We start from the raw sequence: 16,369 nt of genomic DNA on the forward strand, positions 1-16,369 counted from the left end.
ACGCTCTGCTCCGCCATCCATGGCTCCACAAGGTTTTGGAAACCTGTCCCCCAACCGACCACCCCAGGTTCGGGGCGGTCAGCCAAGTTTTGTCTGACACGGATAATGTTAGCCGCCGCCAGATCTGTCAATGACTGCGACGCCCGCAGGTTTGCCAATCAGGGCCACAAACCTCAGCTGCCGATGTCTCCCCACAGCCACTGGCACAGAGCAATGGCTGCAACTGGGGCGGTTTCGGTGCGCAATACTCGGGGGCCAAGGGCCACGGGCAGAAAGCCGTTTTGTTCTGCCAGGTTGATTTCATCGGCGGTCAAACCACCCTCCGGGCCGATCATCAGGGCAACGCTGCCCGGCTTGGTGAGGGTGTTCAACGACTGCTCGGTGCGGTGGTGGAGTACCAGTCGCAGGTCGGCTGTCTGGCTGTATTGCAGCCATTCGGCAACGGTCATTACTGGCAATATGTTCGGTACCCGCGCCCGGCCGCATTGTTCGGCAGCGCTGATGGCGACTTGTTGCCAGTGGCGCAGGCGTTTTTCTTCCCGGTCGCCTTTGAGTTTTACATCAGAGCGTTCGGTGGTCAGGGGCACGATGGTGGTGGCGCCCATTTCGACCGCTTTCTGTACCGCGTAATCCATCCGGTCGCCCTTGGACAGGGTTTGGCCGAGGATGATGTTCAGGGGAGATTCGGTGCTGTTGGTTTCAGCATCGGTTATTTCTACCTGGACGTTTTTCTTGCCGGCCTGGGTGATGGTGGCGGTGTAGTCCTGGCCGTCACCGTTGAACAGGCGCAACTCCTGGCCTGGCTGCATGCGCAGTACCCGGCCCACGTGGTTGGCGGCGTTTTCGTCAAGCTCGCAAAGGCTGCCCGTCTGGAGCGGGCTGTCTGTGAATATCCTGGGTATGCGCATGGGCTGCCCTCAGCCTTTAACCGCGATGCCGATGCCTTCGGTCGCTACCTGGGCCAGGTGGCGGATCTGGTCTTCGGTGATGACATACGGAGGCATGAAGTACACCACGTTGCCCAGCGGCCGCAGCAGTGCCTGGCGGGTGAGGGCATGCTGGTAGACTTTCAGGCCCCGGCGTTCCTGCCAGGGGAACGGGGTTTTGCTGGCTTTGTCTTTGACCATTTCGATGGCCAGTGTCATGCCGTGCTGGCGGATGTCACCGATGTTGGGGTGGTCGGCCAGGTGTGCGACGGATTCGGCCATGCAGCGGGACAGTTGGCGGTTGTTCTCGATGACGTTTTCGTCTCGGAAGATGTCCAGGGTGGCCAGGGCGACGGCGCAGCCGATGGGGTTGCCGGTGTAGCTGTGGCTGTGCAGGAAGGCGCGCAGGGTTTCGTAGTCGTCGTAAAAGGCGTTGTACACGGTTTCGGTGGTCAGTACGGCGGACAACGGCAGATAGCCGGCGGTAAGGCCCTTGGACAGGCACATGAAATCCGGGGTAATGCCGGACTGTTCACAGGCGAACAGGGTACCGGTGCGGCCAAAGCCCACGGCGATCTCGTCGGCAATCAGGTGTACGTTGTAGCGGTCGCAGGCTTCCCGCAGTTTGGTGTGGTAAATCGGGTGATGCATGCGCATGCCGCCGGCGCACTGGATCAGGGGCTCGACCACCACAGCACAGATTTCGTCGTGGCGTTCGGCCAGCAGTTTTTCCATGGCCTCGAACTGGCGCAGGGCGTAGTCTTCGTCGGTTTCACCCGGTTCCTTGTTGTAGGCATCCGGGGAGGGGGCAGTAAGTACCTCCATCAGCAGCGGCTGATAGGTGTCTTTATAGAGCGCCACATCACCGAGTGCCAGTGCGCCCAGGGTTTCGCCGTGGTAGCTGTTGCTGAGATTGACGAAGTTTTTCTTGCCGGGCTGGCCCAGGTTTTTCCAGTAGTGGTAGCTCATCTTCAGGGCGGCTTCGATGGCGGATGAACCGTTATCCGCGTAGAAACACTTGCTGAGCCCTTCCGGTGTGACTTCGATCAGGCGTTCAGACAGGTTGACCACCGGTTCATGGGTAAAGCCCGCCAGAATCACGTGTTCCAGCTGGCCAATCTGTTCCTGGATAGCGGAGTTGATGCGCGGGTTGGCATGGCCGAACAGGTTCACCCACCACGAACTGACCGCATCGATATACCGGTTGCTCTCGAAGTCTTCCAACCACACGCCTTCGCCGCGCTTGATGGGGATCAGCGGCAGGCTTTCGTGGTCTTTCATCTGGGTGCAGGGGTGCCACACGGATTTGAGGTCCCGTGCGACCAGATCAGCATTGCGCATCGTGTTCTCCTGTCGTCCCGGCTGGGGCATTTTGTTTGAGACCGCCCATGATACTTCCCGGAACGCTCGGTTAACAGCGCCTGGGTGTGACCCAGAACAGCGGTGGCGTGTGAACCAGTCGGATGGCTTCCATGCCAGAAACGCTCGCTCGGGCGGCCAATGTGAGGATGGCCGGCTAAAGCAACAATGAATTCAACACAACAGGAGGCGATTATGGAGCTGACTCTGGAGCATCCCTATGAGGTAGGGCTGGATCACATCATCGAACGGTTCTTCAGTGAGCATCACATTATTGAAAAGAACGAGAAGCTCGGTTCCCGGAACCTTCGTGTAGCTGAGCTGCAACGGGACGATGCTGCAGCCAAGCTGGTCATTGAGCGGGAAATGATGGCCTCAGCCCCGGTACCGGGCATGCTGGCGAGCTTTCATCGGGAGTGGAACCGGGTGCGCCAGGAAGAGCACTGGTTCAAGAAAGACGATGGCGAGTGGCACTGCGAGTTTCGGGTAAGGATTGATGGGGTGCCAGCTCGAATCAAGGGCATTATGCGTTTGCTGGGCAATGGTAATCGCTGCATCAACTACGTGAACCTGTCTGTTCACTGCGATGTGCCTTTCCTGGGAAAAAAGGTCGCCAAGTTCCTGGCCGAGGACTCCCACGCAAAGATTGAGCGGGAGTATGAGGTTACCCGGCAGTTGTTGTGACCTTCTTGGTGATGCCTTTTCTCCATAGCCGCGTACTTAGTAGCTGATCCGTGCAAGATCGCGAATTTTCCTGTAGCCTGCGCGGCTTTTTTCTCGAGAGGCATCACTCATGACAGCGACATCATCTGTTCCCGTGACACGGGACAAATCCAACGCCCTGGCCGACAGTGATCCGGTGGTTCTGATCCTTACCATCGGTTTTATCCTGTTTTTTGTCGGGGCCTCAATCGTCAACAGCGAATCTGTGGCCAGTGTTATTGGTGCCGGTTTCACCTGGACAGCAAAGTATCTGGGTTCCTTTTTTCAGTTACTTCTGCTGCTGACATTCTTCGTTGCCATCGGAACGGCGCTCAGTCGCGCCGGGGCTGCGCGGGTAGGAGGCCTGGATCGGCCTCAGATTGGTCGCTTTCGCTGGTTATCTATGATCATGTGTACCTTGCTGGCCGGTGGCGGCGTGTTCTTTGCCGCCGGTGAGCCGGTGTATCATTTTGTGGTGACGCCCCCGGCGTTTAGTACCGAGGCGGGGACTGCGGCGGCAGTCGCACCGGCCATGGCGCAGGCGTTTACCCATTGGGGCTTTTTGGCCTGGGCGGTGCTCGGTTCGCTGACAGCTCTGGTTCTGACCAGAGCCCACTATGATCAGGGCAAGCCACTGCAGCCCCGCACATTGTTGTATCCGGTGTTTGGCGAGAAGGTTATCCAGGGACGCCTTGGCGGCATCGTTGATGCGTTTTGTGTGATTGCGGTGGTGGCGGGCACCGTTGGGCCGATAGGCTTTCTTGCCACGCAAATGAGCTTTGGTCTACACGAGTTGTTTGGCGTGACCGACGGCTATGGCACGCAGCTGACCGTGCTGATTGTACTGGCGGGCGTTTACATGACGTCCGCGATGACCGGGCTACACAAAGGTATCCAGTTGCTCAGCCGTTTTAACGTGTTGCTTGCGCTGGCCATTGCGGCGGTCATTTTTATCTTTGGCCCGACGTTGTTCCTGGCAAACACCTATACCCAGTCTATGGGTGAATATGTCACGTCGTTTTTCGCCATGGCCACCATGACTGCGCAAACGGCGCCAGACTGGTGGATGAAATGGTGGACCGTGTTTTTCTTCGCCTGGTTCATCGGCTACACACCGTTGATGGCCGTTTTTGTCGCAAGGATTTCCCGTGGGCGGACCGTGCGGGAAATGATTCTTGCCGTGGCTTTGCTGGCGCCGATCGCTACGACTATCTGGTTCACCCTGTTGGGCGGTTCCGGTATCTATCACCAGTTGGCCGGAACCTTTGACCTCACCGATGCGCTGAACAGTTTCCGCTTTGATGTTGCCACTCTGACCGTCGCTCAGGCGTTGCCCGGCGGCACCTGGATGGCCGCAGCAATTCTTTTGCTTACCACCATTTTTGTTGCTACTACCGGCGATTCCATGAGTTACGCCATTGCCATGGTCGGTGCGGGTCACGATGAGCCCAGCCCCTGGATTCGGGTATTCTGGGGAGGCGCGATGGCGCTGATGGCCGCCATTCTGCTGTATATGGGTGCTGGTCAGATCGGGGTGCTTCAACAGTTTATTGTGCTCACAGCCATACCGGTTTCCCTGATTATCCTGCCTTCACTCTGGACCGGGCCTAAAGCTGCAATGGCTATGGCGAGGGAACAAGGGCTGGTGTAGTCTCAGGTTCAGATTAGGCAAGAACAACAATCGACAACTCAAGGACTCACTGGTTATGTCTGCACAAACTGTCTGGATTACCGGAGCTTCCTCCGGCATTGGTGAGGCGCTCGCCCTGCGATATGCAAAAGATGGTGCGCGTTTGGTGTTATCGGCGCGGCGAGCAAGTGAACTGGAGCGAGTCGCGAGCCGTTGCCGGGAGGCCGGTTTGGCTGCTGATGACGTCCTTGTGCTCCCGCTGGATGTCACCGATTGGGCCTCGTTGCCCACGGCGGTACAGACGGTTCTGGATACTTTCGAAACCATTGATCTTCTGGTTAACAACGCCGGTGTGTCTCAACGCTCTTTGTGCAAAGACACCGATATGTCGGTCTATCAGAAACTGATGGATGTGGATGTGATGGGCCAGATTGCACTCACCAAGGCCGTACTGCCCCTCATGCTGGAGCGCGGTTCCGGCCACTTGGCGGTCACCTCCAGTGTGGCCGGCAAAGTCGGCGCCCCCATGAGAACCGGATATTGCGCCGCCAAGCATGCGGTTATGGGCTTTTTTGATGCCCTTCGTGCGGAAGTGGAAGGCGAGGGTGTTCAGGTTTCCACCATCACGCCGGGCTTCATTCGCACGGATATTTCCCGTAATGCCTTGGCCGGTGATGGCTCTGCCTATGGTGAGGAAGATGCCGACATTGCCGGTGGCATGGACGTAAACGAATGTGCTGAGGTGATCTTCAAAGGGCTTCAAGCGAAAAAGCGTGAAATCCCGGTAGGCAAGGGCAAGGAAATGGCGGCGCTCTGGGTCAAGCGGCTGTCGCCGGAATTGCTGTTCCGCCTGGCCAGAGCGTGATTGCAGGCCTCGGTAAGCCTTAGACAACTACCGAGACCAAAAGAACCGGGTGCGAGGCGGTCAGTGCGCCAGCACCCGTGACAGAAATGCCTGGGTACGCTCGTTCTGGGGATTGTCGAAGACATCGTCGGGCCTGCCTTCCTCGACAATCTGGCCTTCATGAATGTAGATCACCCGGTCTGCGACTTCCCGGGCAAATCCCATCTCGTGGGTAACCACCATCATGGTCATCCCCTCCTTGGCCAGCTCCCGCATGACATCCAGCACCTCCCCGATCATTTCCGGGTCTAGCGCCGAGGTAGGTTCGTCGAACAGCATCAATCGGGGTTCCATGGCGAGGGCCCGGGCGATGGCTACCCGTTGCTGCTGGCCACCCGACAACTGGCTGGGGTATTTGTCGGCCTGGTTGCCGATGCCCACTCTGTCCAGCAGGCGCTCTGCGGTGGCGTTGGCCACTACCTGGGACGCCTTTTTGACTTTCATGGGGGCCAGCATGATGTTCTTTCGTACCGTCAGGTGAGGGAACAGATTGAACTGCTGGAACACCATGCCCACTTCCTTGCGTATTTCCGACAATGCCTGCTGGTTGCCACCTTTGGGCGCGAGTTTCTGGTTATCTACTTCCAGGACGCCGGATTCATATTCTTCAAGGCCGTTCACACAGCGGATCAAAGTGGACTTGCCGGAGCCGCTGGCACCGATAATCACCACTACTTCTCCCTGCTCGACGGTAAGGTCAATATCCTTGAGGACATGCAGTTTGCCGAAGTACTTGTTCATGCCCTTCATTTTCACAATCTGAGTCATTTGTCGGGCTCCTTCAGACAGACGCTACGCCACGGCGCTCAAGCAAACGCAGGAGCAGGGACAGAGTTAAGGTGATGGCCAGGTACATGAGCGCCACCACGAAATACACCTCGAACGCGGTAAACGTGTTGGCAATGTACACCTGCCCCTGGCGGACCAGTTCACCTACGCCGATGACAGAAAACAGGGACGTGTCTTTGATGCTGACAATGCCCTGGTTGCCCAGTGGCGGAATCATGCGCCGGAACGCCTGGGGCCAGATGATGGACCAGAAGGTCTGGGTTCTTGAGAGACCGAGCGACAGGCCGGCTTCGGTCTGGCCTTTGTCGATGGACTGCACGCCACCGCGTACCACTTCGGAAATATAAGCGCCGGAATTGAGTGCGATGGCTGCAATGCCAGCGGTGAGTGGGTCGATGGGCCCACCGATCAGGTCTGGCAGGCCGTAGAAAATAAACAGGACCTGAACCAGAATCGGCGTGCCACGAAAAATCTCGATGTAGGCAATGGCTGGCCAGCGCAGGAACCAGCTTTTGTTGATGCTCAGCAAACCGAACAGGATGCCCAGCACAAAGCCAATGGCCAGGCCGCCAAAGGAAATCATCAAAGTGTAGGGGATGCCTTTGGCCAGAAATGGAATGGCATGGATTGCTGCCTGCCAGTCAAACTGAAACTGGAATTCCACAGTGTGAGTCTCCGTTGAGTTGGGAGGAACCGGTCAGGGCGTTGTACGCCCTGACCAGAACGGATGGCGGGTTACTTGTCTTCAGGCATGGGGCCAAACCATTTTTCATAAATGGCCTTGTAGGTGCCATCCTCTTTAATAGAAGCCAGTGCTTCATTGACCGGGCCAACCCATTTACTACCCTTCTTCAGGGCGATACCGTACTGCTGGCCTTCATAAAGCTGGCCGACGGTTTTCACCCGGCCTTCGCCACGGGTGCTGGCAAAGTAGCCTACATTGGGAGCATCGTAGAACACGGCATCGATGGACCGCGACATCAGCGCCATATACATATCGGAGCTGCCCGGGTACGGCGTGACACCGCCATTGTTATCCAGGTTCTGCATCAGGAAGTCGTAACTGGTGCTGCCGATCTTGGTGCCAACTTTCTTGCCCTCAAGATCAGAAAGCTCATCGACATCACTGTTGTTTGCCCGCACCAGAATCCGCAGGCCTGAGTCGTAGTAGGGATCAGAAAAATCGACAATCTGCTTGCGCTCTTCGGTGATGGTTATGCCGGCAATCGCGATATCCACGTTACCGGTTTGCAGGGCCGGGATAATGCCGTTGAAATCCATGGTCTGCAGGTTGTACTCAAATCCCGCGCGCTCGGCCACCTCAGAGATGATATCCATGTCGAAACCGATCATCTCGCCGGTTTCCTGGTCCATCATTTCAAAGGGGACAAAACTGGGGTCGGTCACCACTCGGAGGGTTTCTGCGCTAACGGTTGACGCTGCAACCGACAATGCCAGACCAGCGCCCAGTGTTTTCAGCCATTTCGTGCTCATGTGATCTCCTTTCTGTTTTTTTATGCTCCATTTGCCCGGTAAGGCAATTCGCACAGGTAACCGCTTTTAACGCTTGCCGTGCGAGGAGCGTTGATGGGGATACATCAGACACAGCCTAGACCAGAAAAGCAGGATTTGCAGAAAATCAGTTGGTTATGAAACTGGGGAGGGAGAAAGAGAAAGCCCTCTGCCGGCTGGCAGAGGGCTTCGGGGAGCAGATCAGAAAGCGATCTTCTCCCGGTCGCTGATGCCCAGATTCTTCCAGATGGAGATACTGGGTTCAGCCTGGTTCAGGGTGTAGAAGTGCAGCCCGGGCGCCCCGGCTTTCAGCAGCTTTTCGCACATCTCGGTGACCACTTCTTCGCCGAACTTGCGGATGCTGTCGGTGTCGTCGCCGTAGGCTTCGAGTTGCTTGCGGATCCAGCGAGGGATTTCCGCGCCGCACATATCCGAGAACCGCACCAGGCTGGAGAAGTTGACGATAGGCATGATGCCCGGCACCACCGGAATGGTGACGCCCATCTTCTCCAGACGGTCGATGAAGTAGAAGTAACTGTCGGCATTGAAGAAGTACTGGGTGATGGCGCTGTTGGCGCCGGCCTGTACCTTCCGTGCGAAGTTCTTCAGGTCTTCCTCGGCGTTGCGCGCCTGGGGATGAAACTCCGGGTAGGCTGCCACTTCCAGATTGAAGTGATCACCGCTGTGCTCCCGGATAAACTCCACCAGCTCGTTGGCGTAACGCAGCTCACCGGAGGCGCCCATACCTGAGGGCAGGTCGCCGCGCAGGGCGACAATCCGGTTGATGCCGTTCTCTTTATACAGATCCAGCAGCTCCCCGATCTCTGCGCGGGTACCACCCACGCAGGACAGATGCGGTGCTGTGGAAATGCCCTGCTTGTGCAGGTTCAGTACCGTTTCAATGGTGCGGTCCCGGGTGGAACCGCCGGCGCCGAAGGTGACCGAGAAGAAATCCGGGTTCACCTCGGCCAGCTGGTTGCGCACCGCCTGGAGTTTTTCCTTGCCCTGATCGGTCTTGGGCGGGAAAAACTCAAAGCTGAAACGGCGCTTGAATTGCTTCTGGGATTCCATGATCGTTTCCGCTTAGTACCTGTAGCTTTCCGGCTTGTACGGGCCTTCGACCGGCACACCGATGTATTTTGCCTGGTCTGGCGTCATCTTGGTGATCACACCACCAAAACCTTCCACCATCGCGCGGGCCACTTCTTCGTCCAGCTGCTTGGGCAGAACCTGAACGTAAACGCCCTTGGCCTTGGACTCTTCCGGCAGGTCAGCAAACTTGCGCTCGAACAGGTACATCTGGGCCAGCACCTGGTTGGCGAAGGAGCCATCCATGATCCGAGACGGGTGACCGGTGGCGTTGCCCAGGTTCACCAGGCGGCCTTCGGACAACAGGATCAGGTGGTCGTTGCTGGCCTTGTCACGGTAGATCACGTGAACCTGCGGCTTGACCTCGTCCCACTCCCAGTTCTTGCGCATGTAGGCAGTGTCGATTTCGTTATCGAAGTGGCCGATGTTGCACACCACAGCACCGTTCTTCAGGGCCTTCAGCATGTTGGCGTCGCACACGTTGACGTTACCGGTGGTGGTCACCAGCAGGTCGGTGGTGCCCAGCAGATCAGTGTTGATGCCCTGCTCAGTGCCGGTGTTGATGCCGTCGATGTACGGAGACACTACTTCAAAGCCGTCCATGCAGGCCTGCATGGCGCAGATCGGGTCGGCTTCGGTCACTTTTACGATCATGCCTTCCTGACGCAGGGAAAGGGCAGAGCCTTTACCTACGTCACCGTAACCGATCACCAGCGCTTTCTTGCCAGACAGCAGGTGGTCGGTAGCACGCTTGATGGCGTCGTTCAGGCTGTGACGACAGCCGTACTTGTTGTCGTTCTTGGATTTGGTGACTGAGTCGTTCACGTTGATCGCCGGGATCTTCAGGGTGCCGTCACGCAGCATTTCCTGCAGGCGGTGAACGCCGGTGGTGGTTTCTTCGGTCACACCGTGGCACTTGTTGATGATGGCCGGGTACTCTTTATGAAGTACTTCGGTCAGGTCGCCGCCGTCATCCAGGATCATGTTGGGTTCCCAGCCGTCTACGTCCGCACCCACGGTGCGGTGCAGGCACCATTCGTATTCTTCATCGGTTTCGCCTTTCCAGGCGAACACGGGTATGCCTTGTGCTGCGATGGCGGCTGCGGCCTGGTCTTGGGTGGAGAAGATGTTGCACGATGACCAGCGCACGTTAGCGCCGAGCTCCACCAGGGTTTCAATCAATACGGCGGTCTGGATGGTCATGTGGATGCAGCCCATGATGTTGGCGCCTTTCAGCGGCTGCTCGGCTTTGTATTTCTCGCGCAGTTTCATCAGGGCGGGCATTTCGCCTTCGGCGATTTTGATTTCCTTGCGACCCCAGTCGGCGAGGGTGATGTCGCGGACTTTGTAGTCTTCAAACGTGGTCAGTTTTTCTGCCGGAGTGCTCATTTGGGTGTTCTCCTGTCAGCCTTTCTCTACGGTCCCGGAACATTATCGGGTACCGCCTGTATGGGTTGTGTCGGAGATGGGGAACGTCTTTCGCGGAACCGCTACGAGCACATCCATGTGCGCTTCTCTCAGGCCATCCTTGGCCTTCGAAATTCCGCGAAAGACGTTCCCCATCTCCTCTCTCAAACTTTTGGCGTATGCCGTCTCCGGTACGCCGAAATACTGAATTTGGCCTTCTTTCAGCGTCTTGCATGAAAGAGTTTTCGATAAGCCCTCACCACAAGTGCAAAAGCGGTGGTGAGGAACGTCTTTCCGGGACTATCTTTGGCCATGGATGGCCAAAGCTAAGCGCCCACGGACGGCTTGAGCGTGTCCCGGAAAGACGTTCCTTGCCGCCGCCCACTCCAAAATCAGAGGGCCGGGCCAAAATAGGGCCCAACTCAAAGAGTCAGACCCAAAATCGTCAGATGCCTGCAGCGTCCTTCAGAGCCGCAGCGCGGTCGGTCTTCTCCCACGGGAACGCGGTGAAGGTCTTGCCGCCAACGGTCATCTCGTATGGGTCGCGGCCGAAGTGGCCGTAGGCTGCGGTGGCCCGGTACATCGGGTGCAGCAGGTCCAGCATGTTGGTGATCGCATAGGGGCGCAGGTCGAAGTGCGCGCGTACCAGGTCGATGATCTTGTCGTCGCTGATCTTGCCAGTGCCAAACGTGTTCAAAGAAATGGAGGTCGGCTGGGCTACACCGATGGCGTAGGACACCTGGATCTCGCATTTCTCGGCCAGGCCGGCGGCGACGATGTTCTTGGCCACGTAACGACCGGCATAGGCGGCAGAACGGTCAACCTTCGAGGGGTCTTTGCCGGAGAACGCACCACCGCCGTGACGGGCCATGCCGCCGTAGGTGTCTACGATGATCTTACGGCCGGTCAGGCCACAGTCGCCCACCGGGCCGCCGATCACGAACTTGCCGGTCGGGTTGATGTGGAACTGGGTGTCTTTGTGCAGCAGTTCTTCCGGCAGCGTGTGCTTGACGATCAGTTCCATCACCGCTTCTTTCAGGTCTTCCTGGGTCACGTCCGGGTCGTGCTGGGTGGACAGAACCACGGCATCGATACCGACAACCTGGCCGTTCTCATAGCGGCAGGTGACCTGGCTCTTGGCGTCCGGGCGCAGCCACGGCAGCAGGCCGCTCTTGCGGGCTTCGGCCTGGCGCTGTACCAGCCGGTGAGAGAAGGTAATCGGGGCCGGCATCAGCACGTCGGTTTCGTTGCTGGCGTAGCCGAACATCAGGCCCTGGTCGCCGGCGCCCTGGTCTTCCGGCTTTTGGCGGTCAACGCCCTGGGCGATGTCGACAGACTGTTTGCCGATGATATTGATCACGCCACAGGTGTCGCCGTCGTAGCCCACGTCTGAGGAGGTGTAGCCGATGTCTTTGATCACACCGCGCACCAGGTCTTCCAGGTCTACCCAGGCGCTGGTGGTGATTTCACCGCCAACGATGGCAACGCCGGTCTTGACCATGGTTTCGCAGGCCACGCGGGCGTGCGGGTCGTCGGCCAGGATGGCATCCAGTACCGCATCGGAAATCTGGTCGGCCAGTTTGTCCGGGTGGCCTTCAGAGACCGATTCGGAGGTGAAGATGTTGTAGTCAGACATAGCGGTGCTCCTTTGTGAGCGTTTTCAAAGTCAGTGTACGTATTTCTACGTACGACAATATCAAAGTTTTTTGATGTTCCAGTATCCGCGCAGGCCTCAGCCCGTTGCGGTCGTTTTCCAGAATTCCCTGACCTGCACCTGAAAACCGTTGCGCAGGCCAATAAACAGTTGCTCTCCGGCGGTCAGACCGGCATCAGCGGCCCAGGCGGTCAGCTCTTCCGGCTCAAAGCCAAGCCAGAGGTCGCCGCAATTCTCTTTCGCCCAGTCCTGATCATGGCTGCACAAATCACTGACGATAAAACAGCCACCGCTGTTCATCAGTGCCGCGGCATCCAGGAAGATGTCCGCCGGGCTGGGCACATGGTGCAGCACCATGTTGGCGACGATCAGGTCAAAGGCATCACCGCGGGCCAGCAGGGTGTCGGTGACGCCTTCAATCAAATCCACATTATTCAAACGCTCATCAATACAGGTGCGGGTGGCCTTGGCCAGCATGTCCTTGCTGTTATCCAGCGCTACCACGTGTTCAAACAGGGCTGACAGTACGGGCAGGAAGGCACCTTCACCTGGGCCGATTTCCAGCGCACTGCGCCATTCTTGCCGGGTCGTGCGCTTGCGGATCAGCTCTGCTGTGGGCTCGGCATACAGGTCAAAGGCTGCAATCAATTCCTGTTGTTCCCGGAACTGCTCCGAGTGTCGGGAGAAAAACGCCTGGGACTGCTCCGCCCGCTGCTCACGTATTGCCTCAATCTTTTCTTCCAGCTGCGGCGGCAAGGGCACGCGGTCTACCGTCTCGAATATCTGCCGGATCGCCTGGTCCGCCAGTTTGTCGCTGTCCAGATGCAGGGGGCGGCGGTAGAAAATGGCGTTGCCTTCACGCTGGGGTTCCAGCAACCCGGCCTTGTTCATCACTTTCAGGTGATGGCTCATGCCGGACTGGCGCATATCAAACAGCTGGCTCAGCTCAAGCACGCCGAAGGTGTCACGGCGCAGCACCCGCAGGATCTCCAGGCGCAGGGGGTCTCCGCTCGCCTTGAAGATCGGTGCCAGGGTGTCCACAGAGGACAGTTCGTTAGCATGTGCATTGAGTGAGGTCATGGTTGGCAAGTGTAGGGGGGATTAGTTGGTCGATCAATAGTCATATCAAAATTTTTTGATATAGATTTATGGCTTTGTGAAATCAGTTGCTTTGGCGAGTTTGTGCCGCCGCCATCGGAAAACCACTACATATGGATTTGCCCCGGCATACCGTAATCGGCGAAAATACGCGCCTTCTTTTTAAGCAGTTTTTGCAGCTTGAATTCTTTTCCTGAAAAACACTGGAGAATAGTCAATGTCGTCCCGTAAAGATCTCGCCAACGCCATTCGCGCGCTGAGCATGGATGCGGTTCAGAAAGCCAAGTCCGGCCACCCGGGTGCGCCCATGGGTATGGCGGATATCGCCGAGGTACTGTGGAACGATTACCTCAGCCACAACCCGGCCAACCCTCAGTGGGCCAACCGTGACCGCTTTGTGCTGTCTAACGGCCATGGCTCCATGCTGCAGTATTCGCTGCTGCACCTGAGTGGGTACGACGTCTCCATTGACGACATCAAGAACTTCCGCCAGCTGCACTCCAAAACCCCGGGCCACCCGGAATACGGCTATACGCCGGGCATCGAGACCACCACTGGCCCGCTGGGGCAGGGCATTGCCAATGCCGTTGGTTTCGCGTTGGCCGAGAAATCCCTGGCGGCGCAGTTCAACCGCCCGGGCCACGAGATTGTTGATCACTACACCTACGCATTTCTGGGCGATGGCTGCCTGATGGAAGGCATCTCCCACGAAGTCGCCTCCCTGGCCGGTACTTTGGGCCTGGGTAAACTGGTGTTCTTCTACGACGACAACGGCATTTCCATTGATGGTGAAGTAGAAGGCTGGTTTACCGACGACACGCCCAAGCGTTTCGAATCCTACGGCTGGCAGGTTATCCCGAACGTGGATGGCCACGATGCCGATGCCATTCGTGCGGCCATCGAAGCGGCCCGCGCGAATACCGATCAGCCCACCATCATCTGCTGCAAAACCATCATCGGCTTTGGTTCCCCCAATAAACAGGGCAAGGAAGATTGCCACGGCGCCCCGCTGGGTGACGATGAAATCGCCCTGACCCGGGAAGCGCTGGGCTGGCAGCACGGTCCGTTTGAAGTTCCTTCTGAAATTTACGCAGCCTGGGATGCCAAAGAAAAAGGCGTTGCTGCCCAGAAGGCATGGGAAGAGAAATTCGCCGCCTACGAAAAAGCCGAGCCGGAACTGGCCGCTGAGTTCAAGCGCCGTATGGCCGGCGAACTGCCGGCAGATTTCGCCCAGAAGGCACAGGCCTACATTCAGGAATGCCAGGACAAGGGCGACACCATCGCTTCCCGTAAGGCATCCCAGAACACCCTGAACGCCTATGGCCCGCTGCTGCCGGAACTGATGGGCGGCTCCGCCGATCTGGCCGGTTCCAACCTGACCATCTGGTCTGGCTGCAAAGGTGTGACCAAAGACGACGCCTCCGGCAACTATATCTATTACGGTGTGCGCGAGTTCGGTATGGCGGCCATCATGAACGGCATCGCCCTGCACGGTGGTTTTGTTCCCTACGGCGCCACCTTCCTGATCTTCATGGAATACTGCCGCAACGCGGTACGCATGGCGGCTCTGATGAAGCAGCGCTCCATCTTTGTCTTCACCCACGACTCCATCGGTCTGGGCGAAGACGGCCCCACGCACCAGCCCATCGAGCAGATGGCCAGCCTGCGCACCACGCCGAACATGAGCATGTGGCGCCCGGCCGATACCGTGGAATCTGCGGTGGCCTGGAAAGCCGCCCTCGAGCGCATCGACGGCCCCACCGCCATGGTGTTCTCTCGTCAGAACCTGCCGCACCAGCAGCGTGACGCCGAGCAGCTGGCCAACGTTGCCAAGGGTGGATACGTGCTGTCTGACAGCGAAGGCACCCCGGAGCTGATCCTGATTGCCACCGGCTCTGAAGTGGCCCTGGCCCAAGACGTTGCCCTCAAGCTGCGCGAGCAGGGCAAGGCTGTGCGTGTGGTGTCCATGCCGTCTACCGATGTATTCGACGCCCAGAGCGCCGAGTACAAGCAACAGGTGCTGCCGCTGGAAGTCACCAACCGCATCGCCATCGAAGCCGGCATTGCTGACTACTGGTACAAGTACGTGGGCCTGGACGGCCGGGTTGTGGGCATGACCACCTTCGGTGAGTCTGCGCCTGCTGGCGAGCTGTTCAAGGAATTCGGCTTCACCGTCGATAACATCCTGGAAGTGGCTGACGAGCTCCTGGACGCCTGATGACCAACTCAACGCCGTTTCGCATCGCCATCAACGGGTACGGCCGCATAGGCCAGTGCGTGTTGCGGGCACTCTATGAAAACGGCTATCGCGACCATCTGCAGGTGGTCGCGATTAACGAGTTGTCGGATATCGACACCATCGCCCATCTCACCAAATACGACTCCACCCACGGGCGGTTTCACGGTGAGGTGGAGGTGGATGGCGATAACCTGGTGGTCAACGGCGATCGCATCCGGGTGCTGCGCCACCCGGACCCGAGTGATCTGCCCTGGCGTTTGCTGGACGTAGACCTGGTGCTGGAATGCTCCGGCGCCTACTCCGACCGCGTCACAGCGGAGAAGCACATCGAGGCGGGCGCCCAACGCCTGCTGTTTTCCCAGCCAGGCGAATCCGATGTGGACCGCACCGTGGTGTTCGGGATCAACGACGACCAGCTGAATGCTGAGGATGTGATTGTGGCTGCGGGTTCCTGCACCACCAACTGTCTGGTACCGGTGATCAAGGTACTGGACGACGCCTTCGGCGTAGAGCAGGGCAGTACCACCACTATCCACGCCGCCATGAACGACCAGCCGGTGATCGATGCTTACCACCACCAGGACCTGCGCCGCACCCGCAGCGCGCTTCATAATATCGTCCCGGTAGACACAGGACTGGCCCGTGGCATCGAGCGTTTGCTGCCTCATATGGTGGGTCGCTTCAGCTCCGTGGCCATGCGCGTGCCAACGCTTAATGTCTCTGCTATAGACATGGTGGTGAATGTACGCGAGGCCACCGATGTAATGGCGGTGAACCAGCTATTACAGAACGCCGCAAAGGGAGGCCTGAAAGGCATCCTCGGTTACACCGACGAACTGCTGGCCAGTTCCGACTTCAACCACGACGCCCATTCCGGCGTGGTAGACGGCGGCCAGACCCGAGTCACCGGCGGCACCATGGTGAAAGTACTCTGCTGGTTCGACAATGAATGGGGCTTCGCCAACCGGATGCTGGATGTCAGCAAGGCGTGGCTAACCAAAACCTGAAGGTTACAAAGGGGCCTGACCTTTCACCCAGCCCCGACGGATACAAAGGGGTC

General features: G+C 58.1%; 14 protein-coding genes. 5 read left to right on the plus strand and 9 right to left on the minus strand.

The window, feature by feature from the left end; translation table 11 throughout:
- Nucleotides 1–173 precede the first annotated feature (173 nt).
- A complete protein-coding gene (locus tag C7H10_RS10150; protein ID WP_106694769.1) occupies nucleotides 174–908 on the minus strand; it encodes a 16S rRNA (uracil(1498)-N(3))-methyltransferase in 735 nt (244 codons plus the stop codon).
- A gap of 9 nt (nucleotides 909–917) precedes the next feature.
- Nucleotides 918–2,267, minus strand: a complete 1,350-nt coding sequence (locus tag C7H10_RS10155) for an adenosylmethionine--8-amino-7-oxononanoate transaminase (RefSeq protein ID WP_106694770.1) — start codon at nucleotides 2,265–2,267, stop codon at nucleotides 918–920.
- Between the two features lie 213 nt (nucleotides 2,268–2,480).
- Here C7H10_RS10155 and C7H10_RS10160 point away from each other — a divergent pair, with 213 nt between their 5' ends.
- From C7H10_RS10160 to C7H10_RS10170, 3 genes are all read left to right on the plus strand, one after another.
- Nucleotides 2,481–2,969 carry a DUF2505 domain-containing protein gene (locus tag C7H10_RS10160; RefSeq protein WP_106694771.1) on the plus strand — a complete coding sequence of 163 codons (489 nt, stop codon included), beginning with the start codon at nucleotides 2,481–2,483 and terminating at the stop codon, nucleotides 2,967–2,969.
- Nucleotides 2,970–3,078: 109 nt separating this feature from the next.
- Nucleotides 3,079–4,638, plus strand: coding sequence for a BCCT family transporter (locus C7H10_RS10165; RefSeq protein ID WP_106694772.1), 1,560 nt, complete (start codon nucleotides 3,079–3,081; stop codon nucleotides 4,636–4,638).
- A 55-nt stretch (nucleotides 4,639–4,693) separates the two neighbouring features.
- The gene (locus C7H10_RS10170) at nucleotides 4,694–5,482 is read left to right on the plus strand and encodes an SDR family oxidoreductase (protein WP_106694773.1); all 789 of its coding nucleotides are present in this window, start codon (nucleotides 4,694–4,696) and stop codon (nucleotides 5,480–5,482) included.
- A 60-nt stretch (nucleotides 5,483–5,542) separates the two neighbouring features.
- Here C7H10_RS10170 and C7H10_RS10175 read toward each other — a convergent pair whose 3' ends face one another.
- The 7 genes from C7H10_RS10175 to C7H10_RS10205 form a co-directional block, all read right to left on the minus strand.
- The gene (locus C7H10_RS10175) at nucleotides 5,543–6,289 is read right to left on the minus strand and encodes an amino acid ABC transporter ATP-binding protein (RefSeq protein ID WP_058092726.1); all 747 of its coding nucleotides are present in this window, start codon (nucleotides 6,287–6,289) and stop codon (nucleotides 5,543–5,545) included.
- 13 nt (nucleotides 6,290–6,302) lie between these two features.
- The gene (locus C7H10_RS10180) at nucleotides 6,303–6,974 is read right to left on the minus strand and encodes an amino acid ABC transporter permease (RefSeq protein ID WP_072676474.1); all 672 of its coding nucleotides are present in this window, start codon (nucleotides 6,972–6,974) and stop codon (nucleotides 6,303–6,305) included.
- Between the two features lie 71 nt (nucleotides 6,975–7,045).
- Nucleotides 7,046–7,804 carry a transporter substrate-binding domain-containing protein gene (locus C7H10_RS10185; protein WP_106694774.1) on the minus strand — a complete coding sequence of 253 codons (759 nt, stop codon included), beginning with the start codon at nucleotides 7,802–7,804 and terminating at the stop codon, nucleotides 7,046–7,048.
- A gap of 219 nt (nucleotides 7,805–8,023) precedes the next feature.
- Nucleotides 8,024–8,893: a methylenetetrahydrofolate reductase [NAD(P)H] gene (gene metF, locus C7H10_RS10190; RefSeq protein WP_061332605.1), complete on the minus strand. Its 870-nt coding sequence runs from the start codon at nucleotides 8,891–8,893 to the stop codon at nucleotides 8,024–8,026.
- Between the two features lie 12 nt (nucleotides 8,894–8,905).
- Nucleotides 8,906–10,300 carry an adenosylhomocysteinase gene (ahcY, locus tag C7H10_RS10195; protein ID WP_106694775.1) on the minus strand — a complete coding sequence of 465 codons (1,395 nt, stop codon included), beginning with the start codon at nucleotides 10,298–10,300 and terminating at the stop codon, nucleotides 8,906–8,908.
- Nucleotides 10,301–10,763: 463 nt separating this feature from the next.
- Nucleotides 10,764–11,954, minus strand: a complete 1,191-nt coding sequence (metK, locus tag C7H10_RS10200; RefSeq protein ID WP_061332607.1) for a methionine adenosyltransferase — start codon at nucleotides 11,952–11,954, stop codon at nucleotides 10,764–10,766.
- Between the two features lie 96 nt (nucleotides 11,955–12,050).
- Nucleotides 12,051–13,052, minus strand: a complete 1,002-nt coding sequence (locus C7H10_RS10205) for a metalloregulator ArsR/SmtB family transcription factor (RefSeq protein WP_106694776.1) — start codon at nucleotides 13,050–13,052, stop codon at nucleotides 12,051–12,053.
- 235 nt (nucleotides 13,053–13,287) lie between these two features.
- Between C7H10_RS10205 and tkt the strand changes: the two genes are divergently transcribed.
- Both tkt and gap read left to right on the plus strand, forming a co-directional pair.
- Nucleotides 13,288–15,288 (plus strand): transketolase, encoded by a 2,001-nt coding sequence (gene tkt / locus C7H10_RS10210; RefSeq protein ID WP_106694777.1) that lies wholly within the window; start codon nucleotides 13,288–13,290, stop codon nucleotides 15,286–15,288.
- Complete coding sequence (gene gap, locus C7H10_RS10215; protein ID WP_106694778.1) at nucleotides 15,288–16,316, plus strand: type I glyceraldehyde-3-phosphate dehydrogenase; 1,029 nt, start codon at nucleotides 15,288–15,290, stop codon at nucleotides 16,314–16,316. The genes tkt and gap overlap by 1 nt, the downstream gene beginning before the upstream one ends.
- Nucleotides 16,317–16,369: the final 53 nt, after the last annotated feature.

It is taken from the genome of Marinobacter shengliensis (assembly GCF_003007715.1).
GTDB classification, from domain to species: domain Bacteria; phylum Pseudomonadota; class Gammaproteobacteria; order Pseudomonadales; family Oleiphilaceae; genus Marinobacter; species Marinobacter shengliensis.

Coding starts and splice junctions, on each gene's coding strand:
- C7H10_RS10160 (WP_106694771.1), top strand. CDS start 2,481: ATGGAGCTGACTCTGGAGCATCCCTATGAGGTAGGGCTGGATCACATC.
- metF (WP_061332605.1), bottom strand. CDS start 8,893: ATGGAATCCCAGAAGCAATTCAAGCGCCGTTTCAGCTTTGAGTTTTTC.
- ahcY (WP_106694775.1), bottom strand. CDS start 10,300: ATGAGCACTCCGGCAGAAAAACTGACCACGTTTGAAGACTACAAAGTC.
- C7H10_RS10175 (WP_058092726.1), bottom strand. CDS start 6,289: ATGACTCAGATTGTGAAAATGAAGGGCATGAACAAGTACTTCGGCAAA.
- tkt (WP_106694777.1), top strand. CDS start 13,288: ATGTCGTCCCGTAAAGATCTCGCCAACGCCATTCGCGCGCTGAGCATG.
- C7H10_RS10165 (WP_106694772.1), top strand. CDS start 3,079: ATGACAGCGACATCATCTGTTCCCGTGACACGGGACAAATCCAACGCC.
- C7H10_RS10185 (WP_106694774.1), bottom strand. CDS start 7,804: ATGAGCACGAAATGGCTGAAAACACTGGGCGCTGGTCTGGCATTGTCG.
- C7H10_RS10170 (WP_106694773.1), top strand. CDS start 4,694: ATGTCTGCACAAACTGTCTGGATTACCGGAGCTTCCTCCGGCATTGGT.
- gap (WP_106694778.1), top strand. CDS start 15,288: ATGACCAACTCAACGCCGTTTCGCATCGCCATCAACGGGTACGGCCGC.
- metK (WP_061332607.1), bottom strand. CDS start 11,954: ATGTCTGACTACAACATCTTCACCTCCGAATCGGTCTCTGAAGGCCAC.
- C7H10_RS10155 (WP_106694770.1), bottom strand. CDS start 2,267: ATGCGCAATGCTGATCTGGTCGCACGGGACCTCAAATCCGTGTGGCAC.
- C7H10_RS10150 (WP_106694769.1), bottom strand. CDS start 908: ATGCGCATACCCAGGATATTCACAGACAGCCCGCTCCAGACGGGCAGC.
- C7H10_RS10205 (WP_106694776.1), bottom strand. CDS start 13,052: ATGACCTCACTCAATGCACATGCTAACGAACTGTCCTCTGTGGACACC.